General features: G+C 43.7%; 17 protein-coding genes. 11 read left to right on the forward strand and 6 right to left on the reverse strand.

Features of this window, described 5'->3' with window-relative positions; translation table 11 throughout:
• Window positions 1–37 precede the first annotated feature (37 nt).
• A complete protein-coding gene (locus ACXAER_RS02435; protein WP_474826251.1) occupies window positions 38–415 on the reverse strand; it encodes a hypothetical protein in 378 nt (125 codons plus the stop codon).
• A gap of 610 nt (window positions 416–1,025) precedes the next feature.
• Here ACXAER_RS02435 and ACXAER_RS02440 point away from each other — a divergent pair.
• Entirely contained in the window at window positions 1,026–1,202 is a 177-nt protein-coding gene (locus ACXAER_RS02440) for a hypothetical protein (RefSeq protein WP_474826253.1), read from the forward strand.
• A 301-nt stretch (window positions 1,203–1,503) separates the two neighbouring features.
• On the opposite strand, the gene ACXAER_RS02445 is transcribed toward ACXAER_RS02440, so the two are convergent.
• Complete coding sequence (locus ACXAER_RS02445) at window positions 1,504–2,112, reverse strand: BON domain-containing protein (protein WP_474826255.1); 609 nt, start codon at window positions 2,110–2,112, stop codon at window positions 1,504–1,506.
• A gap of 400 nt (window positions 2,113–2,512) precedes the next feature.
• Here ACXAER_RS02445 and ACXAER_RS02450 point away from each other — a divergent pair, with 400 nt between their 5' ends.
• Window positions 2,513–3,490 carry an endonuclease/exonuclease/phosphatase family protein gene (locus ACXAER_RS02450; protein ID WP_474826257.1) on the forward strand — a complete coding sequence of 326 codons (978 nt, stop codon included), beginning with the start codon at window positions 2,513–2,515 and terminating at the stop codon, window positions 3,488–3,490.
• 32 nt (window positions 3,491–3,522) lie between these two features.
• Here ACXAER_RS02450 and ACXAER_RS02455 read toward each other — a convergent pair whose 3' ends face one another.
• The gene (locus tag ACXAER_RS02455; protein WP_474826259.1) at window positions 3,523–4,065 is read right to left on the reverse strand and encodes a hypothetical protein; all 543 of its coding nucleotides are present in this window, start codon (window positions 4,063–4,065) and stop codon (window positions 3,523–3,525) included.
• Window positions 4,066–4,625: 560 nt separating this feature from the next.
• On the opposite strand from ACXAER_RS02455, the gene ACXAER_RS02460 reads away from it, so the two are divergent.
• The gene (locus ACXAER_RS02460) at window positions 4,626–5,609 is read left to right on the forward strand and encodes a glycosyltransferase family 2 protein (RefSeq protein WP_474826261.1); all 984 of its coding nucleotides are present in this window, start codon (window positions 4,626–4,628) and stop codon (window positions 5,607–5,609) included.
• A 129-nt stretch (window positions 5,610–5,738) separates the two neighbouring features.
• Here ACXAER_RS02460 and ACXAER_RS02465 read toward each other — a convergent pair whose 3' ends face one another.
• From ACXAER_RS02465 to ACXAER_RS02475, 3 genes are all read right to left on the reverse strand, one after another.
• Entirely contained in the window at window positions 5,739–7,487 is a 1,749-nt protein-coding gene (locus ACXAER_RS02465; protein WP_474826263.1) for a hypothetical protein, read from the reverse strand.
• Between the two features lie 64 nt (window positions 7,488–7,551).
• Complete coding sequence (locus ACXAER_RS02470) at window positions 7,552–9,408, reverse strand: alkaline phosphatase PhoX (protein ID WP_474826266.1); 1,857 nt, start codon at window positions 9,406–9,408, stop codon at window positions 7,552–7,554.
• Between the two features lie 506 nt (window positions 9,409–9,914).
• A complete protein-coding gene (locus ACXAER_RS02475; protein ID WP_474826268.1) occupies window positions 9,915–11,147 on the reverse strand; it encodes a DUF4861 family protein in 1,233 nt (410 codons plus the stop codon).
• Window positions 11,148–11,321: 174 nt separating this feature from the next.
• Between ACXAER_RS02475 and ACXAER_RS02480 the strand changes: the two genes are divergently transcribed.
• From ACXAER_RS02480 to uxaC, 8 genes are all read left to right on the forward strand, one after another.
• Window positions 11,322–12,080 (forward strand): SDR family oxidoreductase, encoded by a 759-nt coding sequence (locus ACXAER_RS02480; protein ID WP_474826270.1) that lies wholly within the window; start codon window positions 11,322–11,324, stop codon window positions 12,078–12,080.
• 128 nt (window positions 12,081–12,208) lie between these two features.
• Window positions 12,209–13,054, forward strand: coding sequence for a 5-dehydro-4-deoxy-D-glucuronate isomerase (gene kduI / locus ACXAER_RS02485; protein ID WP_474826272.1), 846 nt, complete (start codon window positions 12,209–12,211; stop codon window positions 13,052–13,054).
• A 31-nt stretch (window positions 13,055–13,085) separates the two neighbouring features.
• Entirely contained in the window at window positions 13,086–14,069 is a 984-nt protein-coding gene (locus tag ACXAER_RS02490) for a TRAP transporter substrate-binding protein (RefSeq protein WP_474826274.1), read from the forward strand.
• A 2-nt stretch (window positions 14,070–14,071) separates the two neighbouring features.
• Complete coding sequence (locus ACXAER_RS02495) at window positions 14,072–14,554, forward strand: TRAP transporter small permease (RefSeq protein ID WP_474826276.1); 483 nt, start codon at window positions 14,072–14,074, stop codon at window positions 14,552–14,554.
• Window positions 14,554–15,849 (forward strand): TRAP transporter large permease, encoded by a 1,296-nt coding sequence (locus ACXAER_RS02500; RefSeq protein WP_474826278.1) that lies wholly within the window; start codon window positions 14,554–14,556, stop codon window positions 15,847–15,849. The genes ACXAER_RS02495 and ACXAER_RS02500 overlap by 1 nt, the downstream gene beginning before the upstream one ends.
• 146 nt (window positions 15,850–15,995) lie before the next feature.
• Entirely contained in the window at window positions 15,996–17,012 is a 1,017-nt protein-coding gene (locus ACXAER_RS02505) for a LacI family DNA-binding transcriptional regulator (protein ID WP_474826280.1), read from the forward strand.
• A gap of 209 nt (window positions 17,013–17,221) precedes the next feature.
• Window positions 17,222–18,712: a UxaA family hydrolase gene (locus ACXAER_RS02510; protein WP_474826282.1), complete on the forward strand. Its 1,491-nt coding sequence runs from the start codon at window positions 17,222–17,224 to the stop codon at window positions 18,710–18,712.
• Between the two features lie 11 nt (window positions 18,713–18,723).
• Window positions 18,724–20,139 carry a glucuronate isomerase gene (uxaC, locus tag ACXAER_RS02515; protein ID WP_370243961.1) on the forward strand — a complete coding sequence of 472 codons (1,416 nt, stop codon included), beginning with the start codon at window positions 18,724–18,726 and terminating at the stop codon, window positions 20,137–20,139.

Raw genomic sequence — 20,139 nt, forward strand, 5'->3', positions numbered from 1 at the left:
TATGATGTAAGGGGCGTTTTTGTTAATACTGTTTAGGCTAGATTGCCTGTGCAGTGTAGGTCTCTGTCTCTTGAGCTATATCGTTCGTATATTGCTTAAGGTGGTGACTAAGGATGTTTTCAGCGCGTTCAACAAACTCGTCTCGTTTAAACTTCCATCCTCTTAAGTCAGCTTGTTTTGCCTGCTTTACATAAAAGTCTAAGCGTGTTTTTCTAAGCAAATGCGCCTTTTTGGATAAATCAAACTCAACAAGTGATAATGTCTTTTCAACTTTAACAATATCGGCGTGAACAGAGCGTTCAGCGTCATCGGCCGTTGCTTGGCTAATGGAAAGCTTACCCTGCCCAAACATGCCGATTAGTGCTATGACAACTGAAACAACAATAGCTGAATAAACCCACTTTAAAATGTTCATGCCTCACTCCTTGACCAACTGTGAACTGCTCATAATCTAATTAAAAAACTTAGCGCTAAAAAGTTAAGGTAAGCCAAACAATGCGCTAATTTTAATTACTGTGTAGTTTGTAATTGCAGCTTCTATACCACAACTTTTTTCTTTGTATTTCAGGAAGATATGAAACAAGACCACTACTGCAAAATGTATTGAAAGAATTTTCTACACACTTTAAGAGAAATTTTCCGTGTCTTTCCTTCGGGTTCAATCAAAGCAGCCTATCCAAAAAAAATTTGTAAAAACGACTTCAAAATCGCCAGTGGATGAAGAATAAAGTGTTCAGCGCATATTTGGTATTACCAAAAAGTTCATTTTTCGCGCTAAATATTGCCGTGGAAATAGACATAAGTATTAGAAGACAATGAAATCAGTAATAAAAACAGCAATAATACAAATCCTCCTCCCTCTCGAAGGCAATCTACTCAGAGACTTCATTACTTTTGTCAATTGGTTTGTAAGATAGTTAAATTGGCATTACAAAATGCAATATTTCCCCCTTAACAGGACTTACCAGTAATATTGACTTAAGTATGAGGTGTATCGGTAAGCGTTTGTCTGCCAAAAGGTTTAAATGTCTAAAACAAAGACAATGCCTACTGCCTTGTGGTTATTTGACGTTTCAATTATCCCATGGATGAAGCCCGTTTTAATGTCTCTTACATTAATTCTCGCTTCGGGTCTTGCTAATATTGGAGTAATTTCAGATGAAATTTTTGATTTAAACGAATGGAAAATTGTTGAAATTTAACGTGATTTGAACATTGTAGTTTTGACGTCTGCGGTGCATATGCTTATTTGGGATCAGAACAAGTACGTGAACATAAAGCGCATTGTAGTAAGCAAAATGGAACTGATATTACTATCTATGAATTCTAATTTGTTTTTGATTGTTGCACTGAATGTCGCAAAGAGCTCCAATCTGAAATTGGCCAAGTAGTACTCTTAACGAAGAATAGAAGCATTGACTTCGACTATTATATGCTTGGTTAATATTTGATAAGAAAAAGGGGCGAGCGCCCCTTTTTTTATGAAAATGATGAAAAGAACCTTTAGTTCATTGCGGTTTCAGTTACTACACGCAAGTTGCTCTCTACATCTTTGACATCAGAAGCATTTTTAGCAATTTCTACTGCCAAGTCACGCTCTGCATCAGAATCAACTTCACCAGTCAGCATTACTACACCGTTTTCTACGTCAACATCAATGTCAAAACCTGAAATGTCAGTATCCATAAGAAGACGTGTTTTGATTACTGTGGCGATTTTAGCGTCAGTCAACTCGCTTGTACCTTCGTCAACCGTGTCTTCCATGTCATCTGACATATCGCCATCCATATCTTCGTCAGAGACAACAGTTAGCTTGTTATCTACAGACGTTACACCGTCAATATTCGCCACTAGCTCTTCCGCTAGCTTTTTATCAACAGAGTTCTCAACTTTACCAGTAAGAACAACATTTCCGTTTTTAACGTCAGTGTTAATGTCGAATGAATCAAGGTTACCATTGAACAACAGCGTTGCTTCTGCTTTGCCATCAATCCATGCATCTTTGGCGCCTTTTTCCCATTTATTTTCTGTGCTGTCAGTGCCCATGTCACCTGCATATGCAGCTGTGGTCAAAGTTGTAGCAACAATAATAGAAATAAGTGAACGTTTCATAACATTTCTCCTTTGTCGAAACTCGAAGATAGTCATGCCAATTCCTTGCCAACAAAATAAAACACTGTTTTTAATGATAAATATTAAAATTTAGGACTAATAAAGTAAGTTTTGTTTTGCAAACTTTGCCTTTGTTTGAGAACTTTTTACTTAATTTTGTTCATGCCCAAAACTCGTCAACTTCACGTCAGAAAAGCTCCTATCGATTGTACTAGGAGATAACTTTTCGCCGTAGGCCGCTGCCTAGTTGCAGTGATGCCTAGGTTAAACTATTTTCACAAAGCAGCCGTAGCTATAACGATTCGTATCGCTTCACTGGCTATAATCATCAATTTAATTTTGCAGGCCGAGTTAGTAGGTGAAGCGTTCTTCGTTTATTAAACTAAAGGACCAACCAGACATGGATACTGCACTTACTGCTGTTTCAGTCTTATTTATAGCCGTAAGCTGGGCCCCTTTGCTTCCTTCTTCTCATTGGTTAATAAGAGTGTGGGAATTTCCGCGACTACAAATAGCAGCGATAATTGCTCTGTTAATTGCCGGGCATATTTTTGAGTTAGGCTATTACGCAAAGATTGATAGCCTAGCAATAATTATTGTAGCTGGATTAACAGTAAGCCTTATTTATCAGATTATCTGGATCATTCCTTATACCCCTCTGTATAAAAGAGAAGTTAGGCACGTCGAGGTTGAGAACGCGAGCCAAAAGCTAAGTGTTTTATCAAGCAATGTGTATATGCCCAATGACGATTTTCGCAAGCTCATTGAACATGTACGTAATAAGCAACCTGATTTTCTCGTAACGTTGGAATCTAATGAGAAGTGGCAGAAAGGCATCAGTGAAATTGAGTCTGAATACCCATATCGTAAATTTTGCCCACTCGAAAACCTCTACGGTATGCATCTTTATAGTAAGCTTCCCTTTGAAGAGGTCTCATTGCGATTTCTAATAGAAGAAGATGTGCCGTCTATGAAAGTGAAAATCAATCACCACGGACAAGATGTCACGCTATATTTTCTTCATCCAAAACCACCAAGCCCAACAGAAAACACGTATGCGAAGCCCAGAGACGTAGAACTTACGGTTGTGGGGGAAGAAATAGCTGAAACAGAGGGTCCTATTGTCGTCGCTGGCGATCTTAACGATGTGGCTTGGTCACCTACTACCAGAAAATTCAAGAAAATAAGCGGACTTTTAGACCCACGAGAGGGGCGCGGTTTTTTTAATACATTTCACGCGAAATATCCTTTAGTGAAATGGCCATTAGACCACGTATTTCACTCGAAACACTTTGCATTGGTCAATATAGAGAAGCTTGAAAGCATAGGCTCAGATCACTACCCGCTATTTACCGAGCTAGCGCTAGTCACGGATTAACACTAATCTCAAGGCTGTAAATCTAAAGAGTGCTAACTACGGTGTTTGACACACCACATAAGGCTGTCACACGCTTCTTCACGCTTTTTAAAATGTGCTAGCCCTATTAGCTTGTTGTCTCGAGGCCAAACTGCTTGGTTTAGCACCTCTTGATCTTCTGCCGATAGTTGTTCGCTGTCTAACACAATCTCAACCGCTTTTTTATTGGGCTTTATTAATGTAGGTTTAGCGTCTTTAACTAAAGCAGAACGTACACAAATATACTCTCGCTTTACAGGGTCGCGTACCACACCAATATACTCATCGTCACAAATTATAGCTGGCCAGCCTTCCGTTATTCTGCTCTGACCAAACATTACGAGTGTAAAAGCAACAAGAACGAAAAGCGTTAAACCGATAAATTGAGCGCTCAAATCTGGTGCTACACTTACAATAACGCCAACAACAGCAGCGAAAAATATCCAGCCACCAAATACTCTACGCATAGCATTCGGTGAGATACCAGATATGACATCAACAAGCTTTAATGATTGCTTGTCATAATGTCGAATGAATACAGACGATTGTGATTCCACAGCCTTTGTCCACCAGAAAAAATACGAAGTTCAGAAATTAATACGTTATAAGTAAGGCTGAAGATTTACCTGCACTCTGAGTGCGTAATAACCAATAATATGATATTTCACCCACTCTAAAGAAAACGTGTTAAGCAAAATTTGTAGGAATATTTAAACTATTGAATTGTAATGTTTATCCTACAACTCAAGCATACCAAAATATGGAGGAGCGGCAAAGCTATTACGCGCTAGATGCTCAGTAAAAGAGAGTTATGAAACAAAGAATGATGTTAATCTGAAAATCAGAACATACCTACCACCAAAATAATTAAAATAAAAAACGCTATTTGCCTGAATACATTCGTTTGTAAATTTTTCTCTCCCTTTGCACCTCTTGCTTACCTTGATGCCCAACCATTGCTAGAAATTCTCAAAAACAAACTCCTGAAATAAAAGTTATATTTTATAAACAACAACTTAAAAAAACAGGAATACTCTTTGCTTATACGAAAGTATAACGTTAAACGTATCGTGTTCTCGTTATTACAAGTTCAACAAATTAGAAAGGGAGGAAGAGTATGCGTTCACCAATAAGTGCAGTAACTATTGTTAAAAGCAGGACTGAGAAGCTGACTAATTTGATTACTCAGTTAGAGCAATGCTCTCCAACGCCAGATGAACTAGTCATTGTTTGGATGGCACCTCCTTCTGATTTGTCACTTATACAGAGTGAGAAATTCGACATTGTTCACAAATTTGTAAATCAAGATGCGCTTCCGATAGCGAAAGCGCGCAACAAGGGTATGTCAGCGGCCAAGCACGCGAATTTAGTTTATTTAAACGTAGATGCAGTTATTGCCCCATCGCTTTTTAAGGATGGCTTGCTTGCACTTCGTGACAACACCGTAGTGTTCACATCAGTGGTATTTCTGCCCAACGAGCGCTGTAGTAAGCCCTACCGAAAAATTTCAAAAGATGAGAAAGAAATCGGTTATTTAGCAAGCAATGACGACACGTTACCCGAAAATGACAATAACGAAATACCTTCAAGAGATCAGGAAATTAATCATGGAAAGTTTAGTGACGATAGTATTTGTTCTACAGTGTTTTTTATTCGTAAGGCAGACTTTCAGAAAACCGGCGGCTTCGATGAAGGCTACGCGGGTTTCGGACTAAACGACGAAGATTTCTTCACTAACTGTAGAGTATTAGGGTTCTCGTTAGAGCAATTACCCACGCGAACCTTTGCACCACACCGCCCTAATTATCAATGTCCAGTGAATCACCTTTTAGACTTTGTTCATAATGCTCAGCGTTTTCACTCGAAATGGGGCTTTTACCCATGTATCAATGTATTGAACGCGTATGCAGACCAAGGCTTTATTAATGCTGATTTCAAGCAAAACGGCATTAAGGTCAAGCACCTCCCCCAGCAGGAAGGTGAATACAAATCAGGGGCTCCGGCCGAGAAGCGAATGGTAACGAACGCTCATAACAATATCGCGTTCACATCCTTTCATTCCCCAGAGAAAGAATCTGGCCTTCTAAGCACTTCAGCTTAAGCGATACTTCTTCTGATAACTTTCATTAGCAGCAAAGCACTCGAATTAGATGCTCGCGAACAATACAGAGCTCGCGAGCGCAGCAACTGGTCGATATCAAACTTTACGCCTGTAAGCATTTACTAATGGTTAGTGTTGACGCGCTTCTGCTATGGCGCTTGGCTTTTCTTGTTGCCAGTTAAGTCGCATATCCCACTTAAACCTATGTTCAGGTTTAAGTGGTGGCTGTTCAACATCAATAGTGCTTAACACGTTAGTCGCTTCAGTCAGTGTCGCATCGCGACCAAACAGATAACTTTGTTCTTTCACTATGGTCAAGTAAGCTTTATTTAGCGCATAAGCGCGCTCTGGTGAAGGAGTAATGATGTCATACACTGACTTGGCACGTTGCACTTCTTCCACCTTGACCATGCCTTTTTCATCAAACCATTTGGCCAGCATTTCTCCGTTTTGACGAAACTCATCGCCACCACCTACACGCTCCATGTAGGTGACGAATTCGCCTTTTTCCTCGTTGATATTTGGTACATCTTCGATGGCACGCAAATCAATATACCCCCACCCTGCATCGCCAGGCACTTTACGGGCAAATGAAAATGTTTGGTCAAACGTTGACCCTACCGTTTTATGACAGCCGTTACAAAACGCTAGCTCTTGGTCGTGCTGTGCGCGAAGCTCGCCCTGCTCATCTTCGATGAAGCCGTTAATTGTCCAGCCAAAGCCGTTGTCTATTCCTTTTTCACCCAAATAGCGGGTTTGGGGCAACTTCTCAAAATGCTTATCTTTTGCCTCGGCATAATAGGCAGAAGCTAAGCTTTCGCGGCTTCTGAACATATGCTTTTTCATGTAGCGCACTTCTTTCATCCGCGGCGCATTGTAAATATTTCCGTTTTCATCCACGCCAATGTAACGCACAGTGTGCAAGAATTCGGTACCTTCGGGGTAAAGCATATGGGCAAGCGGAACTGCACTCGCATCGCCAACATAATGCGACGAACGCGCCATTTCAGTCGCTAATTTTGTAAGTTTACCGTCGTTGTTCACATCAAGGTTCAGCGCTAATTCATCGACTGGTGCTACTGTTAATGTGTCTAGCTCTTTGACCGCCATTTCAACTAGGCTTAAGTTCAATGTATAAACGGCCTGATTGTATTCACCATTCAGTGTTTGAAAGCTTTCAGGAAGCCTGATCATGGCATCACCGGTTGACCCGTTGGTCGGCCAGAAAGTACTTGGGAAAGGTTTGTAGTTATATGACACCCATCCGCTGCCATCTTTAGCAAAACCGTCGTCATCAAAGGCTTTGTCAGCGGCGCTCAAGTTTTCAATACGCATGTACTCTGGCATGGCGTCTTTTCTAAGCGAAGCGGTGTAGTTGTCTTGTTCTACGTATTTTTTAATTGTGGCATCGTCAATACCCGCTATAAGCGATGTACGGTCAATAAACAGATTCTTCCAGCTGTTTGTTAGCCCCACATCGGAAAATTCATAGTTACCTTGCAATGTACCATCACCCATTTGGTTAGGGCGCTTTTCTATCGAATCGTAACTTTGGTGACATGCGTAACAAGGGTTATTTACGCCTTCTGTTTTGGTATAGCACTGGGGAGGGATCACCGATTCTGGGTTATATACTTCATTGTGTTCAATGTATGCCAGAGCAGGAATATCGTCCCCTTCTTGATAAGGGTAAGAGTGCACATTGTCGACGTTTGTCAGCTCTGATGAAGGCCCTTTCCCATTCACAGAGTGAGTACTTGTGCTTATGCCGGTATTTGATTGATTGTTTAAATCAGCATTTGTGCTTTCAGTGCACCCTGCACTGATAAATAGTGAAAGCAGAATGCCTACACCTGAAGTTATTTTTAGTATTTTCATAATGGTCACAACGGAAAAAGCCGGGTGTGTAAACACCCGGCGTATTTTAAATTAAAGAGAAAACTTACTTATCTGCTGGTTCATACATCCACAGCGTGTTGTTCTCTTGGAAACCGTCTTCACCGATAAGAATACGGCCGTCGTTCATAACTACAACGTTATCTGGTTGAGAAAGCTGCTCAACGTCACAACGCTCTGCGCCGGTTAAGCTTGAACGATACGTACCGCCCATCACTACAGGTTCGATGCGAGAAATGTTGTAGCCTTCTTCCAGCTTGGCGCGATAAACACCACCACAATCTTTAACGCGGGCAGAAAGCTGCATATCGCCTTCATCATCAATCATTGTGTTGTCGATATCTGCAATGCCAATGTAAAGGTATGCATTTTCGACAACTTCACCTTCAATGGTATCAACGCCTTCTACGGCTTCTTGCGCGCGTTTTTGGTTAATAGAGATACCTTCTAGCTTTCTCCACTCTGCCGTTGCGCCTTTAAGACGGGCAGCCGCACGACTTTCTAGGAATGCAACGCGGTCATCCATTGGCTCACCGGCTGTAACGCTTGAACCGCCCTCTTCAACCGTTGGGTAAGTTGCATCACCATCTGCCCACGCTTGAACGTCTGCCATTGTGATGTAAGAGCTTTGACCATCTACGTAATCGTCAGTACCAATACCGTTGTACTCGTCAATCCATGCGCGAATAGTCATATTATCGCCACTGGCTAGCTCAACCCACTCAACAGCAAACCCTGTTGTTGCTGGGTCATTTTGCCCTGCATCTTGAGTTAGTTTAGCGCCGTAAAGCGTACCTGCAGATAAGTCTTCTGCCGTGTCTGCAACAAACTTAAATAGCACGCCGCCGGTGTCATCTTGAGAAAGATAAACCGTTTTTCCATCAGGCATTACTGTTGAATTTTCATGCTCATAACGGCCCATCGTGAAGTGCTTAACAATCACTGGCTCATCAGCCAACGGCTCTGTTACTTCTGCAATATAACCATAGTTATAAGGGTTTGGCGCATCAGGTGCCGTCATTTGCCACATGCGACCCAAGCGTGAATCTGTAGATACTGCTTCTGGGTTATTCCAGTTAGGTGACGTTGTGGTGTCTACTGCAGAATCAACCACCCACTCTTCAGAGGTAAGCGGCGTACCCCAAGGTGACATTGAGCCGAAACAGTTTGCTGCCGTGCCCCACACTGGTGAGAAGTCGAGCATCATGGCTTCTGTTACTTCCCACATGCCAAATTCGTCTTTTTCTACTTTCATGCGGCTCATACCGCCAGGTAGTTCTTCCCAGTTAGAGAAAAGATACCCTTCGCCTTCGGCAGTTGAAATAAAGCCGTTAAAGTCAGGCATATCGTTTTCAAGAACTAACTCTTCGCCATCGAGTGTGTAGATGTGGCCCAAACCTTCAGGAAGATCAGTACCGAAAGTATCACCGGTTTGACCTAGTACTTGGTATTGACCGATAGCAGACACCACTAGCTCTTTTTCTTCGTCAGAGCTTGGTACTGGAGAATTTGGTAGCGTAACCGGCAGATTATTGAAGTTAGCGCCTGCTAGCACACCCACAGTACCTGTATTGATAGGCATGTCGTTAACACTTGTCGTTGCTGCATTCGTACCAGATGGATGCTGTACGTTGAAAAACAGGTCGCCTTCATCAGTGAGGAAAATACCCGTTACTTCTGCGCCAAGAGGAACAGTCGCAATACGAGTAAGCGTGCCTGCTGTAGTACCTTCTGGGCCCTGCTCACCCACAGGTCCCTGTTCGCCTGTTGGGCCTTGTTCACCCACTGGACCCTGAACGCCGTCTTCACCATCATCACCCTCTAGTGAGCAGGCAGACATGCCAAGTGTTACTGCTAGTGCAATCGCTGAATACTTAATTCCACGAAGAGTTTCGCTTTTCATTACGGTTCCTTGCTTATACTTGTTTTATAATTAGAGATGAGGAGAGCAGATGGCTTACCTCGTTAAATGGTCTTAGCGGACAAAGAGTGTGGATAAGATTTATTACACTTGGGTGACAAGTTATTGACTCCAACATGAAAGATTTTTGACACAACAACCTGAAAGTAAGAGGGAAAGGAGAGTAAACGTACACGAAGGCGGCGCAGTGCTTAGGGTTATTGAATGTTCAATTAAGAAAGAGTGGTCCACTTAGTCAGTTTATGAATTATTTGTTTCATGGGGCTATCTAAGAGGTTTAACTCGACTCAATACTTGAAAAATCAATGTCGAGATAGTTAAAGAACGTTACGGAAGATATTAAAAAGAAATGTACGAAGAAGGCAAAAACACAAAAATACACCATAACGATTAAACGGACCTAGAGCCTGTTGATCTTTGCCCTGCATCAAAGATCATCAGGCCACAGCATAAAACAATATTCTACTCGCCAAATTGAGCAATGCCGCTTAATTTAAAATGGTAAGCGGATGACTATACATTTTTAATTTATTAACCAAATAATCTTCGAATTGCTTGGCAGTTTGTATATCGGTGCTTCGCTTGGGCCAAACCGCAAGAATTTTATAGTCAAAAGCGGTTGAAGGTTTAAACAACACAAGGTGGTCATGTTCACCCTCAAGTACCTTTTCGGCCTGATCTAGCCGGTAAACAAGGGCCAATCCTAAGTCGTCATTATCTGCCAAGATACTTTGAGCTCCCCAAGTAGCTATCACGCCCCAATCGCCGTGCTCGGCTTTAATCACCTGCATTCCATCATGTGCCACTAAACCTGCGACAATATTATCCGAAGGCTCTGATACAGAAACACTGATATGGGTCGTTGGGTCGAACGCATCAATTCGATAGTGCGTGGTAACGTCGATGCTGTCCTCTTTCGCATAAGACGATGTCCACCCTTTGTAGCTAACCTCGAACTCAGCCCGCAACTGAGAATTCGATACCAATTGGTATTGCGTAGTCTCTACATGCTGAAAATGCATGACTGTCTGCGTTGAGGAGTCTTGGGTTTCTTGTTCTAATAATCGACCTAGTGCACCCACTCCCAACGATTTGCCAACTTTAAGCGCGTCTCCGCCCCACGAAGATAAAGTGTGATAGCTATCATAGCCGTCTTGCCCAACTTCGGGTAACACTACACTGTCATCAGTTTTCACGAAGACATCTATTGCGTTGCGCCAATCTAGATAAAGGCGATAGCCCATTTGATCAGACTCCCAGCCTGGTCCTTCGTAACGTAAAAAGTAAGAATGATCGGTCAATTGCGGAGGCGATGTGAATGAGGTAACTTCTTCAAAAGAAAAACCCTGAGCGCTATATACTGCGTCTTGCCACTCTCCTCCTGTTCTTACGGAAAGTTCAGCGTGCGCCCGGTCTTGGAGGTTAACATTCGTAGCTTGCTCAGGTGGCATAAGTTCCAATGACACACTACTTCCTGGCGCAATAGATGCTGCACCTAGTAACACCGCTTGCCCTTCGCTATTCTCAATCCATTCTGACGGATATTGCTTTAACTTCCACCCCGAATATTGCGGGGGCAGAGATACTTCAAAAATTTGATCGCCGCTACCACCGTCTGCCGAATTTTTCACCTTAACAGACAAAGCCGAATTTATATCCCCTTGTGAGCAACTTGCCAATAATGGCACCAAAATTAGACCTATCTTACTAAATTTAATCACTTTTATGCTCTCCATTGGTTGTTAACGCGCTGAACTAATTTACGATATTTGTAAACAATATATTGACAAATGCCACCGGTGGCAATTATTTTAAATTTTGTTAACGAGATATTTCAAATTAGTATGTCGATGAAAGTCAGGCATTTGATAACGCAGATGGTAGAGGTGAATTACATGGTCAATTTCAGCCTAGAAGGTAAGACAGCATTAGTGACAGGCGCGAGCAGAGGTATAGGTCAAGCGCTTGCCTTAGCACTCGCCACTTCTGGCGCATTCGTCATCTGCGCTAGCTCTCGAGCTGGTGGCTGTGACGAAACACTGCATAAAATTCAACGTGAAGGCGGGCAAGCAATGGCACTAGATGGTGACCTAGCCGACGCCAACACTGTGCTTAAACTTGCCGAAGATGCGTTGAGCGTTAAAGGTCATATCGACATCCTGCTCAATAACGGTGGCACTATCTTCAGAGCGCCCGCCACCGACTATCCTTTTGACGAATGGAGAAACGTACTTGCGGTCAACATCGATTCAGCATTCCTACTTAGCCAAGCTATTGGTAAGAAGATGGTAGAGCGCGAGCAAGGCAAGATCATCAACATTGCCTCAATGTTGAGTTACACGGGCGGTATTACTGTTCCTGCCTACACTGCGAGCAAACATGCCATTGCCGGATTAACAAAAGCGCTGGCGAATGAATGGGGACAGCACAATGTCCAGGTAAACGCTATTGCCCCAGGTTATATCAAAACCGATAACACCCAAGCGCTGCAAGATAATGAAAAACGCAGTGCTGAAATTTGTGCACGCATTCCAGCTAACCGCTGGGGAGAAAGCGACGATTTAGCAGGGGCAGCAGTATTTCTTGCGAGCGCAGCAAGTAATTATGTTAACGGCCATATCCTTGCGGTCGACGGCGGCTTTTTAGCACGCTAGTGACTAACAAGGGTCACAGCCCTGAGCGATAAAACAGCCTTGAGCAAACAAATAGCCCCGAGCGATAAAACAGCCCTGAGCAAACAAATAGCCTTGAGCAGCAAAACAATGATGAATGGGAAAAAGTCATGAACGAAAAAATAGACACACGATACGCCATCGGCCGTAAAGAGGCCAACGCTTACAATACGCAAGAACTGCGCGACGCTTTTTTGGTCGACACCCTAATGACAGAGGGCAAAGTCGTATGGATATACACCCATTACGAACGCTTTATGCTTGGAAGCGCCGTGCCTACAACGAGTCCATTGACGCTAGAAACCATTGAAGATCAGTTAAAAATGCCCTTCTTTACCGCTCGTCGCGAAGTAGGTGTAATAAACATCGGCGGTCCGGGCACCATTACCGTTTCAGGCACGACTTACCATTTAGATAACGAAGAAGCCCTATATATCGGCCAAGGCAATGAAGAAGTGATATTTGAGTCAGACAACGCCTCTAATCCCGCCAAATACTATTTGAATTCAGCGCCGGCTCATCACGCCTATCCATGCAAAAAAATAGGTAGTGCAGACGCAAATGTTCTCCATTTAGGTAGCCAAGAAACGTCAAATCAGCGCGATATTAAACAATTGCTTATCAATACTGTTGTTGATACCTGTCAGCTTCAGATGGGACTGACGCGACTGCATACCGGTTCTGTCTGGAACACTATGCCAGCCCATCAACATGACAGACGCAATGAAGTGTACTTTTACTTCGATATGGACAGCGAAAGCAGAGTATGTCACTTCATGGGTGAACCACAGGAGACCCGCCACATTTTCATTGCGAATGAAGAAGCTGTGGTATCGCCACCTTGGTCAATTCACTGTGGTGTGGGTACAGGAAGCTATGCGTTTATCTGGGGAATGGCAGGTGAAAACCTGGATTACGATGATATGGATAAGTTTCCGCCTTCACAGTTGCGTTAAGCAGCCCTGCTCTAAATTAGGTGTAATAATTATGTTGCGGTATATAAAACTCACACTGTCTGCTACTGCGCTATTGCTAACAGGGGCGTGTTCGCAAAATGAATTGCAAGGCGAGGTAACCGTATTGCGTTTGGGGCATACGTTGGACACGCAACACTCTGTGCATAAGGCAATGGAATACCTTGGAGAGCGACTCGATTACTATTCTGACGGTACAATGAGTGTGGTTATTTATCCGAGCAGTCAGCTGGGAACCGAGCGAGAAATGGTAGAACTGTTGCAGATTGGCTCACTCGCTATGACGAAGGTGTCGGCAAGCCCCCTAGAAGGGTTTGCTCCTGAAATGAAGATATTCAGTGTTCCTTACATTTTTCGCGATAATGATCATTTTTGGCGAGTATTAAACAGTGACTTGGGCGACCAATTGCTATCTGGTATTGAAGATTTTCGACTAAAAGGTCTCGGCTATTACGATGCGGGAAGCCGTAGCTTTTATACCAACGACAAACCTATAGAGACACCAAGCGATCTGAACGGGCTAAAAATTCGCGTGCTAAATAGTCCCACTGCGGTAGCTACGGTTCGCGCACTGGGTGGAGCAGCGACGCCCGTTTCCTGGGGAGAGCTGTACACTGCGCTTCAGCAAGGAGTTGTGGATGGTGCTGAGAATAACCCACCTAGCTACTACCTCTCTCGTCATTATGAAATTGCGCGGTATTACAGTCTTGATGAGCATACGAGCGTGCCAGATGTCATGTTGGCATCCCTACCGGTGTGGGAAGGTTTGAATGAACAGCAACAAACGTGGTTAACCAAGGCTATGGAAGACTCGGTTGAATACCAACGCGAGCTTTGGAAAACATCTACCCAAGCATCTTTAGAAAAGGTAAAAGCCGAAGGCGTCACAGTTATTACGCCTGACAAAGGGCCTTTCGTTGAAGCGGTTAAGCCTTTTCACAAAAGCTTTGAAGGCACGCCTATTGGCGATTTAATCACGCAAATAAAGGCGATGTAACAATGACAATTATACGCCTTATAGATAAAGCCTTAGCCGGCACACTTATAGTTGCCATGGTAAGTATTTTACTTACCGTGATTTGGCAAGTGGTCTCACGTTACGTACTTAAAGACCCCGCTTCAATCACCGAAGAATTGTCTAGGTTCATACTTATTTGGATTGGTATTTTAGGTGCGGCTTATGCGTATCGTCAAAACGCACATTTAGGCTTCAACCTGATTGTTGAGCGTCAGTCACGTAAAGTGAAATGCCTTTTGCTCACCTGCGTCGAAATTATCGTCATTATTTTTTGTGTTTTAGTGATGGTATACGGCGGCTCCGAGCTTGTATCTCTCACCTTAGAATTGGAACAAATCTCGGCGGCACTTGGCATTAAAATGGGCCTTATTTATAGCGTGCTTCCCCTGTCTGGTGGTCTGATAATTGCCTACGCACTGGTAAACATTACAACGCTTTGGCGAAACAATAAGGAATCAGCGTAATGGAACTGACAGGTATTATCTTAGTCGTCGCTTTTTTCGTACTCCTTCTTTTAAATGTGCCAATTTCAATCAGTATTGGAGTCGCCACGTTACTTGCTATGCTAATGAGTATGGATATTGCTCCTGCTACTATCACCATTGCGCAGCGTATGGCTGGTGGCCTGAATAGCTTTGCACTATTGGCTATCCCGTTTTTTGTTTTATCTGGACTTATCATGGGACGCGGCGGAATAGCCAAGCGGTTAATTGAGTGCGCAATGGCGCTTATTGGTGCCCTTCCCGGTGGTTTAGCTTTGGTTAACGTGGTTTCCTGCATGCTGTTTGGTGCAATCTCAGGGTCTGCTGTAGCGACCACATCAGCTATTGGCAGCTTCATGTTACCTGAAATGAAAAAAGCGGGCTACGAACCGAATTTTAGTGCCGCAGTCACTGCCGCTGCATCAACTACAGGTATGTTAATTCCGCCAAGCAATATCCTAATTGTATACGCTATCGCCAGTGGAGGCGTATCCATCGCAGCCCTTTTTATGGCTGGCTATATTCCAGGCATCATGGTGGGTCTATCGCTAATGCTGGTGTGCTTTGTCTACGCAAAAATGAAGGGATACCCGCTGTCGCCACGACTTCCTTTAAAAGTGGTTGTCGAAAAAACTGTTGCCGCACTTCCCTCTCTATTTCTTATATTTTTAGTGATTGGCGGTATTGTCGGCGGGATTTTTACCGCGACTGAAGCGGGAGCCATTGCGGTGGTTTACTCTTTGCTATTAGCCGTGGTGTTTTATAAAGAAGTAGAAGTGAAAACCTTACCCGACATATTCTTGAAAGCGGCAGAAACAACAGCAATTGTAATGCTGCTTATCGCGGCTTCAACCGCGATGTCATGGCTTTTATCGTTTGAAAATATCCCGCAAACTTTAAGTAATGCACTGTTATCGATAAGCGATAACCCATTACTCATCCTTCTTCTTATCAACTTGTTACTCATTGTGGTTGGTGCATTCTTGGATATGACACCTGCCGTACTTATTTTTACGCCCATATTTTTACCAGTGGCGCTAGAGCTTGGTATGAGCGAGTTGCAGTTTGGCATCATGCTAGTACTCAACCTATCTATTGGATTATGCTCCCCCCCCGTAGGTGCGGTACTTTTTATTACCTGTGCTATTGCTAAAACCAAACTTGAGAACATCATTCGACCGCTCATTCCTTTGTATGTGGCTATGTTCGTGGTTCTCATGTTAGTCACATATGTTGCTTGGTTCAGTGAAGCGCTACCACGTGCACTTGGATTTTAATAAGGTAGAATTATGGAGACTGAAAGGTGTGGTCAGTCGTAGTTTGACCACACAAGCTTTTACTTTTGAGTAACAACAGCATACTGCCCTAGTTTGTGTGGTAGTATCACAAACAATGACATAATAGCGCGGAAAAACAGAGAATTATGAACAAGCGCCCGACTATCAATGATGTTGCAGCCTTGGCAGGGGTATCAAAGCGTACCGTGTCGCGTGTTATTAACGGCGCGACCAATGTTGGTAAAGCAACACGTGAGCGCATTGAAGCTGTCATTCAAGAAACGGGCTTTGCCCCCGACAAGCAAGCGCGTGGTTTAAGTACTAGCCGCTCTTATTTGATAGGCTTGATTTATGACAACCCAGATGCCTTGTATATCGACCAAGTTCAAAGAGGCGTGCTAAGCATATGTTCTCAAAAGGGCTACGAATTAGTCGTCCACCCTTGCCGCTATAATGCAGAAGGCTTCGTAGAAGACTGCGTCAATTTTGTACGTCGTTCAAACATTGATGGTGTTATCATACTGCCACCGGTATCCGAGTCTAAGCTTTTAGCAGACGCACTGCAGCAAAAAAGCATTAACTATGTGCGAATGGCGTCAATAGATTTAGATGACCACCAAAATATCGTAGTGAGTGACGACAGAGCTGCGCTCAGCGACTTAGCCCGTTATATGGTATCACTGGGCCATAAAGACATCGGTATTATAAGTGGTCCACAACAGTACTATTCCTCAAAAGAGCGTTTGGAAGGTTTTGTTGAAACGCTTAACGGTTTGGGAGTCGATGTTCCTAAAAACAGAGTGATTGAAGGTAAAAACAGCTTCGAAAGCGGTATAGAATGCGCACGTCAATTACTTATTCAGTCGCCACGAGTTAAAGCTATTTTTGCGAACAACGATGAAATGGCGGCAGGTGTGTTAAAAGTGGCCCACGAAATGGGCATTACCGTGCCAGACGAGCTTTCCGTCGCAGGGTTCGACGACAACTTGCTCGCCGCTCGCGTGATCCCTGCCCTTACCACTGTTCAACGTCCTGTTGGCGATATGGCAGCTATCGCAGCACGTAAAATCATTGCTCATATCGAAGGCAATGAAGTCAGTGAATCCGAAACCTATTTAGTTAAGCCCCACCTAATTATTCGCGATTCCATCAAAAAAGTGTGATTTTTTATAAAGAAGTGTTGCTTACACTTCTATTTCATCCTAATATGCCACCGGTGGCACAACAGTAGAACAGAATGTTAAAAACAAACAATTTGTAAACAGAGCGTAAAAAGCAACGTTTTCCAATCTATCGCTCTTTTTAAAGACTCGGTACTCATTTAACAACGTTTAGCAGTTAAGTAAGCCGTAAAGATAAAGCAGGACTTGTAATGGACGTTAAAACACAACTAGTTAAAGTGCATACTAACGATAACGTTGCGGTTGCAACCTGCCCTATCGTGGCTGGCACTTTCATCGCTGAATATGACATTACAATTAGCCAAGACATTCCTGCTGGCCATAAAGTTGCCTTAGTTACCATGTCAGACGGTGGCGACATCGTAAAATATGGTTTCAGCATTGGTGCTGCAACACGTCAAATTAATGCTGGTGAACATGTTCACAGCCATAACGCAAAAACTAAGTTAAAAGGCACTGAAAAATACGTTTACGCCCCATCAAATACCGCTTCTAAACAAAGCCATCTTACTTCTGGGTTACAGTTCATGGGCTACAGGAGAGAAAATGGAAAAGTGGGTATTCGCAATGAAGTATGGATCATCAATACCGTAGGCTGCGTAAATAGAACAGCAGACCGTATTGCCAACGAATGTAATCGTCGTTTCGCTAGCGAGTGCGACGGGTTCCGCGCATTTACCCACCCTTTTGGCTGTTCTCAGCTGGGCGATGATTTAGATGACACGCGCACTATCTTAGCCTCTCTCGCATCTCACCCGAACGCTGGTGCGGTGTTAATTGTAGGCTTGGGTTGCGAAAACAATCAGCTTAAGAGTTTACTGCCTCACGTTGATAAACCGGCAAATCGGGTTCGCTTCTATAACGCACAAGAAGTGGTAGATGAATTAGAAGAAGGCGTCAATGCGGTTTATGACTTGTTAAAAGTAATGGCTAATGACAAACGTGAGCCCATCAACGCTAGCGAATTAACCTTAGGCATGAAGTGTGGGGGTAGCGACGCTTTTAGCGGTATCACTGCCAACCCAACAGTAGGGCGTGTTACTGATTTAATGTGTAATCTAGGTGGCTCGGTTATTTTAACCGAAACGCCTGAAATGTTTGGCGCCGAACAGCTGTTAATGAATCGTGCTAAAAACAGAAACGTATTTGAGGCGTTTAATTCGCTGATTGACGAGTTTAAGAACTACTTTATCGCCCACAACCAACCTATTTACGAAAACCCGTCTCCAGGCAATAAGGCAGGCGGTTTAACCACGCTAGAGGAAAAATCTCTCGGCGCGGTTCAAAAAGGTGGAACGTCTACTATTCAGTCCATCTTGCAGTATGGCGAACCCAAGCAAGATAAAGGCTTAAGTTTATTACAAGCACCTGGTAACGATGCCGTTAGTTCAACGGCGTTGGCAGCATCGGGGGCACATATCGTTTTATTCACCACAGGCCGAGGCACGCCCCTTGGTTTTCCTGTACCCACAGTCAAGATATCGTCAAATTCAGATATCGCTAATAAGAAGCCACATTGGATAGATTTTAACGCTGGACAAGTTCTAGAAGGCGTCTCTATCGATAAGTGTGCCGAAGCGCTACTCCAACATTGCTTGGCAGTGGCATCTGGTCAACAAACCTGCAACGAGAAGAATGGCAGCCATGAGATTGCTATTTGGAAACGTGGCGTCACCCTCTAAAAGAGAGCGTTATGGAATCGATATTATTACATGAAGATAGACTTTTTCCTGCCGATGAAGCAACCCGAAGTGTTGCAAAGGCGCTGTATAAGGAAATTCGAGATCTCCCTATCATAAGTCCGCATGGCCATACTGACCCACGTTGGTTTGCACAAAACAATAATTTCACCAATGCAACCGAGCTATTTATCACCCCTGATCACTATGTGTTCAGAATGCTGTATAGCCAAGGTATCAAATTAACCGATATTGGTGTGCCACGATGGGACGGCGGCGAAACGGAAAAGGATCCACGTAAAATCTGGAAACTTCTGGCAGATAACTATCATCTATTTGCTGCCACACCATCGCGTTTGTGGTTAGACACTGTATTTCATGATGTATTTGGTTTGCGAGAGATGTTGTGTAGCGACAACGCAACGCATTATTACGACCACATCACCGCGCAGCTTCAAGGGGATGACTTTAAGCCTCGCGCCTTGATGGACCGCTTCAATATTGAAGTGATTGCTACCACCGAAGGTGCGCTTGATGCCCTTCCCCATCACGCAGCGATTAAAGATACACCTTGGGCAAAGCGGGTTATTACCACCTTTAGACCTGATGATGTAGTCGATGCTTCACGCGAAGATATTGTTTCAAACATTGAGAAGCTTGGTGAGCTCACCGGTGAAGACACTGCAACCTGGCAGGGCTACCTGAACGCAATTCGTGCACGACGTGCCGTCTTTAGAGAGCACGGGGCGACAGCAACCGATCACGGACACCCAACTGCGAACACAGCTGATTTAAGTGAAGCTGAGTGCATTGCTTTATTCGATAAAGTAAGAAGTGGAAACAGTAACGCTGAAGAGCAAGAGCTATTTAGAGCGCAAATGCTTACCGAATTAGCGGGAATGAGTGTAGAAGACGGCATGGTGATGCAAATTCACCCTGGTTCGTTTAGAAACCACAACAGTCAGCTCTTTGCACAGTTTGGTCGCGATAAAGGCCACGACATTCCAATGCAAACAGATTTTGTTAAAGCGCTTCGCCCGTTACTCGGTAAATACGGTAACGAGCCTAACCTCGACATTATTCTATTTACATTAGATGAAACCACGTACAGCCGTGAATTAGCACCACTTGCAGGCCACTACCCTTGCCTGAAACTTGGCCCTTCTTGGTGGTTCCACGATAGCCCTGAAGGCATGTTGCGCTTTAGACATCAAGTGACAGAAACCGCAGGTTTCTTCAATACTGTTGGTTTTAACGACGATACGCGCGCGTTCTTGTCTATTCCTGCACGTCATGATGTTGCCAGACGCATTGACTGTCGCTTCCTTGCACAGCTAGTTGTGGAGCACCGCATCAGCGAAACAGAAGCCGCCAGCATTGCAAGAAAACTCACTTATGATTTTGCTAAACAAGCGTACAAACTGGGGTAA

The sequence above is a fragment of the Alteromonas sp. AWJ4_199 genome (assembly GCF_056159165.1).

Coding starts and splice junctions, on each gene's coding strand:
- ACXAER_RS02490 (WP_474826274.1), top strand. CDS start 13,086: ATGTTGCGGTATATAAAACTCACACTGTCTGCTACTGCGCTATTGCTA.
- ACXAER_RS02440 (WP_474826253.1), top strand. CDS start 1,026: ATGTCTAAAACAAAGACAATGCCTACTGCCTTGTGGTTATTTGACGTT.
- ACXAER_RS02465 (WP_474826263.1), bottom strand. CDS start 7,487: ATGAAAATACTAAAAATAACTTCAGGTGTAGGCATTCTGCTTTCACTA.
- uxaC (WP_370243961.1), top strand. CDS start 18,724: ATGGAATCGATATTATTACATGAAGATAGACTTTTTCCTGCCGATGAA.
- ACXAER_RS02435 (WP_474826251.1), bottom strand. CDS start 415: ATGAACATTTTAAAGTGGGTTTATTCAGCTATTGTTGTTTCAGTTGTC.
- ACXAER_RS02450 (WP_474826257.1), top strand. CDS start 2,513: ATGGATACTGCACTTACTGCTGTTTCAGTCTTATTTATAGCCGTAAGC.
- ACXAER_RS02505 (WP_474826280.1), top strand. CDS start 15,996: ATGAACAAGCGCCCGACTATCAATGATGTTGCAGCCTTGGCAGGGGTA.
- ACXAER_RS02470 (WP_474826266.1), bottom strand. CDS start 9,408: ATGAAAAGCGAAACTCTTCGTGGAATTAAGTATTCAGCGATTGCACTA.
- ACXAER_RS02445 (WP_474826255.1), bottom strand. CDS start 2,112: ATGAAACGTTCACTTATTTCTATTATTGTTGCTACAACTTTGACCACA.
- ACXAER_RS02480 (WP_474826270.1), top strand. CDS start 11,322: ATGGTCAATTTCAGCCTAGAAGGTAAGACAGCATTAGTGACAGGCGCG.
- ACXAER_RS02495 (WP_474826276.1), top strand. CDS start 14,072: ATGACAATTATACGCCTTATAGATAAAGCCTTAGCCGGCACACTTATA.
- ACXAER_RS02500 (WP_474826278.1), top strand. CDS start 14,554: ATGGAACTGACAGGTATTATCTTAGTCGTCGCTTTTTTCGTACTCCTT.
- ACXAER_RS02460 (WP_474826261.1), top strand. CDS start 4,626: ATGCGTTCACCAATAAGTGCAGTAACTATTGTTAAAAGCAGGACTGAG.
- ACXAER_RS02510 (WP_474826282.1), top strand. CDS start 17,222: ATGGACGTTAAAACACAACTAGTTAAAGTGCATACTAACGATAACGTT.
- kduI (WP_474826272.1), top strand. CDS start 12,209: ATGAACGAAAAAATAGACACACGATACGCCATCGGCCGTAAAGAGGCC.